The sequence below is a fragment of the Caulobacter sp. CCH9-E1 genome (assembly GCF_001556515.1).
Classification (GTDB): Bacteria; Pseudomonadota; Alphaproteobacteria; order Caulobacterales; family Caulobacteraceae; genus Caulobacter.
In genome coordinates, this window is the sequence record NZ_LSJA01000371.1 from 1 (window position 1) to 5641 (window position 5641).

Consider the following 5641-nt stretch of genomic DNA (forward strand, 5'->3'; position numbering starts at 1 on the left):
CCTTGGGTGCGGGGACAGGATTTGAACCTGTGACCTTCAGGTTATGAGCCTGACGAGCTACCGGGCTGCTCCACCCCGCGTCAGGGTGTTTAGGATTGTGAGGCAGGGTGTTGGACTTGTGTTTTGATATCCTTTTGGCGGACCTGGCGGCGACCTACTCTCCCGCGCCTTGAGACGAAGTACCATTGGCCCAGGGGGACTTAACGACCGAGTTCGGAATGGGATCGGGTGGGGAACCCCCGGCAAAGCCACCAGGTCAGCGAAAAGGATATCGACCGACCCCTTGCGGGGTCAGTGATTGTGAAGAAGACATCAGTGTCTGAAGTAGAGCCATGCCTGTTGCATGGGTTTGACTGAAGAACGATCAAGCCTATCGAGCTATTAGTACCGGTAAGCTCCATGCGTCGCCGCACTTCCACACCCGGCCTATCAACGTGGTGGTCTTCCACGGCTCTCAGCGAGACCTTGTTTTGAGGTTAGTTTCCCGCTTAGATGCTTTCAGCGGTTATCTATTCCACACTTAGCTACCCTGCTGCACAGCTGGCGCCATGACAGGTCCACCAGAGGTGTGTCCATCCCGGTCCTCTCGTACTAGGGACAGATCCTCTCAAGTCTCGTACACCCACGGCAGATAGGGACCAAACTGTCTCACGACGTTCTGAACCCAGCTCACGTACCACTTTAATCGGCGAACAGCCGAACCCTTGGGACCTGCTCCAGCCCCAGGATGTGATGAGCCGACATCGAGGTGCCAAACTTTGCCGTCGATATGGACTCTTGGGCAAAATCAGCCTGTTATCCCTAGAGTACCTTTTATTCGTTGAGCGATGGCCCTTCCACGCAGGACCACCGGATCACTATGGCCGACTTTCGTCTCTGCTCGACTTGTCAGTCTCGCAGTCAGGCGGGCTTATGCCATTGCACTCGACGACCGATTTCCGACCGGTCTGAGCCCACCATCGCGCGCCTCCGTTACACTTTGGGAGGCGACCGCCCCAGTCAAACTGCCCGCCACGCCATGTCCCGGACCCGGATAACGGGCCGCGGTTAGACGTCAGCAACAATAAGGGTGGTATTTCAAGGATGGCTCCACAGGAACTGGCGCCCCTGCTTCATAGCCTCCCACCTATCCTACACATGTTGCTGCTAACGCCAAGGCGAAGCTGCAGTAAAGGTTCATAGGGTCTTTCCGTCTGACCGCGGGAACCCCGCATCTTCACGGGGAATTCAATTTCGCTGAGCCTATGCTGGAGACAGTGGGGAAGTCGTTACGCCATTCGTGCAGGTCGGAACTTACCCGACAAGGAATTTCGCTACCTTAGGACCGTTATAGTTACGGCCGCCGTTTACCTGGGCTTCAATTCAGAGCTTGCACCCCTCCTTTTAACCTTCAGGCACCGGGCAGGCGTCAGACCCTATACGTCGCCTTGCGGCTTCGCAGAGCCCTGTGTTTTTGATAAACAGTCGCTACCCCCTGGCTTGTGCCACTCTCATCTGGTTGCCCAAAAGAGAGTCACGCTTATCCCGAAGTTACGCGTGCAATTTGCCGAGTTCCTTCAGCATAGTTCTCTCAAGCGCCTTGGTATACTCTACCTGCCCACCTGTGTCGGTTTCGGGTACGGTCTCCGTTGGAGTTATTTCCAGGGACCTGTTCACTGCCAGGAGCAATCCAATAAGCCCTGACAATTTACCAGATCCGTCACTTCCAACTGGTTCAGGAATATTCACCTGATTCCCATCGACTACGCCTTTCGGCCTCGCCTTAGGGGCCGACTAACCCTGCGCAGATTAGCTTTACGCAGGAACCCTTGGGCTTTCGGCGAGAGGGTCTCTCACCCTCTTTATCGCTACTCATGTCAGCATTCTCACTTCCGATACCTCCAGCAAGGCTCACGCCTCACCTTCACCGGCTTACGGAACGCTCCGCTACCGCGTGCTTACGCACACCCATACCTTCGGCGTCTGGCTTGAGCCCCGTTACATTTTCCGCGCAGGTTCGCTTGACCAGTGAGCTGTTACGCTTTCTTTAAATGATGGCTGCTTCTAAGCCAACATCCTGGTTGTCAAAGCAAACCCACATCGTTTCCCACTTAGCCAGAACTTGGGGGCCTTAGATGATGGTTAGGGTTGTTTCCCTTTTCACGACGGACGTTAGCACCCGCCGTGTGTCTCCCGGATAGTTCTCTTGGGTATTCGGAGTTTGATTAGAATTGGTACAGCTCGCGCCGCCCGCATCCATTCAGTGCTCTACCCCCCAAGGAATTCGTCCGAGGCACTACCTAAATAGTTTTCGCGGAGAACCAGCTATGTCCAGGTTTGATTGGCCTTTCACCCCTATCCACAAGTCATCCGAGAATTTTTCAACATTCACCGGTTCGGTCCTCCAGTAAGTGTTACCTTACCTTCAACCTGCTCATGGATAGATCACCTGGTTTCGGGTCGTCATGCGACGTACTTATTCGCCCTATTCAGACTCGCTTTCGCTGCGCCTACACCTAACGGCTTAAGCTTGCACGGCACATGAAGTCGCTGACCCATTATACAAAAGGTACGCCGTCACCACGCGCGGTGGCTCCGACTGCTTGTAGGCTTCCGATTTCAGGTTCTGTTTCACTCCCCTTGTCGGGGTGCTTTTCACCTTTCCCTCACGGTACTTGTTCGCTATCGGTCATTGAGGAGTACTTAGGCTTGGAGGGTGGTCCCCCCATGTTCAGACAGGATTTCACGTGTCCCGCCCTACTCGAGTCTGTCGCTATTTGACGCTTACGGGGCTATCACCCACTATGGCGGACCTTCCCAGATCCTTCAGCTTTATGTCACGACAGCACTGGCCTGGTCCCGGTTCGCTCGCCACTACTACGGGAGTCTCGGTTGATGTCCTTTCCTCCGGGTACTGAGATGTTTCAGTTCCCCGGGTTTGCTTAATGAACCCTATGTATTCAGGTCATTATACCTTGTCTGATCAACCGATCGCAGCCCCAGCCGAAGCTGAGACTAAGTCGGGTGACCATAAAGGTGGGTTTCCCCATTCGGAGATAGCCGGATCAAAGGGTGCTCGCGCCTCCCCGGCTCTTATCGCAGCGTGCCACGTCCTTCATCGCCTCTCAATGCCAAGGCATCCGTCAGAAGCCCTTATGCGCTTGATCGTTCTCAGCAAAACCCATGCTGTTTCAGCCCTCGCCGCATCGCGCGGGGAAGGCTGAGCCTGGGCTCTACCTTTAGTCAGACAATGATGTCTTCTTAAGTCCGCCCTTAAACCGGATCCGCATCCCAGGGGTGAGCTGCGGTCGGCGGGAGAACCCTGCCTTCACAATGTCATTTCGCAGCTGGCTCAAGAGCCAGTGCAAACTTGTCATTCCAATCGCGAGATTGTCCCCGCCGTGTCCTCAAGCTGTTGGCTTCGCTCAAGTAGCGAAGCGGTAGCGAAGACAACCAACAAAGATGGTGGAGCCAGACGGATTCGAACCGACGACATCCTGCTTGCAAAGCAGGCGCTCTACCAACTGAGCTATGGCCCCGCTCTTTTGCAAGAGATCTGGGTTAGCCAGGAGAGCTGGTCGTGATCCGAAGTCAGGAGAAAGAGTGGTAGGCCTGGGCAGACTCGAACTGCCGACCTTACGCTTATCAGGCGTACGCTCTAACCACCTGAGCTACAGGCCTATGACGGCCTTCGTGGCGTCAGCCCCGGGCTCGCGATTGCATCCCGATCTCGTTCGACCGGAATGTGTGGAAAGAGAAACGAAGACGGCGGCGATCCGCTCTTTGTGGTGCGTCAAGCGCACCGTGTCTGGAGCCTCAATAGTCCCGTGAGAGACTGGAGAAGCATCCTTAGAAAGGAGGTGATCCAGCCGCAGGTTCCCCTACGGCTACCTTGTTACGACTTCACCCCAGTCGCTGACCCTACCGTGGTCGCCTGCCTCCTTGCGGTTAGCGCAGCGCCTTCGGGTAAAGCCAACTCCCATGGTGTGACGGGCGGTGTGTACAAGGCCCGGGAACGTATTCACCGCGGCATGCTGATCCGCGATTACTAGCGATTCCAACTTCATGCTCTCGAGTTGCAGAGAACAATCCGAACTGAGACGACTTTTAGGGATTGGCTCCCCCTCGCGGGATTGCAGCCCTCTGTAGTCGCCATTGTAGCACGTGTGTAGCCCACCTTGTAAGGGCCATGAGGACTTGACGTCATCCCCGCCTTCCTCCGGATTAACTCCGGCAGTATGATTAGAGTGCCCAGCCAAACCTGATGGCAACTAATCACGAGGGTTGCGCTCGTTGCGGGACTTAACCCAACATCTCACGACACGAGCTGACGACAGCCATGCAGCACCTGTGTCCCAGTCCCCGAAGGGAAAGCCACATCTCTGTGGCGGTCCGGGCATGTCAAAAGGTGGTAAGGTTCTGCGCGTTGCTTCGAATTAAACCACATGCTCCACCGCTTGTGCGGGCCCCCGTCAATTCCTTTGAGTTTTAATCTTGCGACCGTACTCCCCAGGCGGAGTGCTTAATGCGTTAGCTGCGTCACCGACATGCATGCATGCCGACAACTAGCACTCATCGTTTACGGCGTGGACTACCAGGGTATCTAATCCTGTTTGCTCCCCACGCTTTCGAGCCTCAGCGTCAGTAACGGACCAGTATGTCGCCTTCGCCACTGGTGTTCTTCCGAATATCTACGAATTTCACCTCTACACTCGGAGTTCCACATACCTCTTCCGTACTCAAGACTGCCAGTATCAAAGGCAATTCCAAGGTTGAGCCCTGGGCTTTCACCTCTGACTAAACAGTCCGCCTACGCTCCCTTTACGCCCAGTAATTCCGAGCAACGCTAGCCCCCTTCGTATTACCGCGGCTGCTGGCACGAAGTTAGCCGGGGCTTCTTCTCCGGGTACCGTCATTATCGTCCCCGGTGAAAGAATTTTACAATCCTAAGACCTTCATCATTCACGCGGCATGGCTGCGTCAGGCTTTCGCCCATTGCGCAAGATTCCCCACTGCTGCCTCCCGTAGGAGTTTGGGCCGTGTCTCAGTCCCAATGTGGCTGATCATCCTCTCAGACCAGCTACTGATCGTCGCCTTGGTGGGCCTTTACCCCACCAACTAGCTAATCAGACGCGGGCCGCTCCAATGGCGATAAATCTTTCCCCCGAAGGGCACATCCGGTATTAGCTCAAGTTTCCCTGAGTTGTTCCGAACCAAAGGGCACGTTCCCACGTGTTACTCACCCGTCCGCCACTAATCCCGAAGGATCCGTTCGACTTGCATGTGTTAGGCCTGCCGCCAGCGTTCGCTCTGAGCCAGGATCAAACTCTCAGGTTGAGTTGACATTGACTCCAGTATTTAGACCGAGGGGAGAACCTCAGTCCGCGTTCTGGTTTGCATAGTTTCTTGACGAGTTCCCATCACACTCCGACCAGCTCCGAAGAACCGACCGGCGTATTAATGGTGTCTTCAAGAGACCGCATTACGTCAGCGCCAAATGATCCACTCCGTAGAGTGAACCGCCAGAGCGCCGCCGCCTGCGTTTCTCTTTCCAAATCAACAATGTCAAAGACCCGAACCGCCTCAGCGGCCCCACCGTTTAGCGCCCGGTGTCGGCGGAGGCGGCTATCTATCCAACCTCGAATTCCGTGTCAAATCGTTT

At 55.3% G+C, this 5641-nt stretch carries 3 tRNA genes and 3 rRNA genes; all 6 read right to left on the reverse strand.

What is annotated here, in order from left to right:
* Positions 1 to 3: 3 nt before the first annotated feature.
* Positions 4 to 80, reverse strand: a tRNA-Met gene (locus AX690_RS20910).
* Between the two features lie 61 nt (positions 81 to 141).
* A 5S ribosomal RNA gene (gene rrf, locus AX690_RS20915) occupies positions 142 to 256 on the reverse strand.
* A 104-nt stretch (positions 257 to 360) separates the two neighbouring features.
* A 23S ribosomal RNA gene (locus AX690_RS20920) occupies positions 361 to 3146 on the reverse strand.
* A gap of 296 nt (positions 3147 to 3442) precedes the next feature.
* Positions 3443 to 3518, reverse strand: a tRNA-Ala gene (locus AX690_RS20925).
* Between the two features lie 65 nt (positions 3519 to 3583).
* Positions 3584 to 3660: transfer RNA gene (locus AX690_RS20930), tRNA-Ile, on the reverse strand.
* Positions 3661 to 3832: 172 nt separating this feature from the next.
* Positions 3833 to 5316 (reverse strand): 16S ribosomal RNA (locus AX690_RS20935).
* The 16S, 23S and 5S rRNA genes sit together here with 3 tRNA genes alongside, the layout of an rRNA operon.
* Positions 5317 to 5641 lie beyond the last annotated feature (325 nt).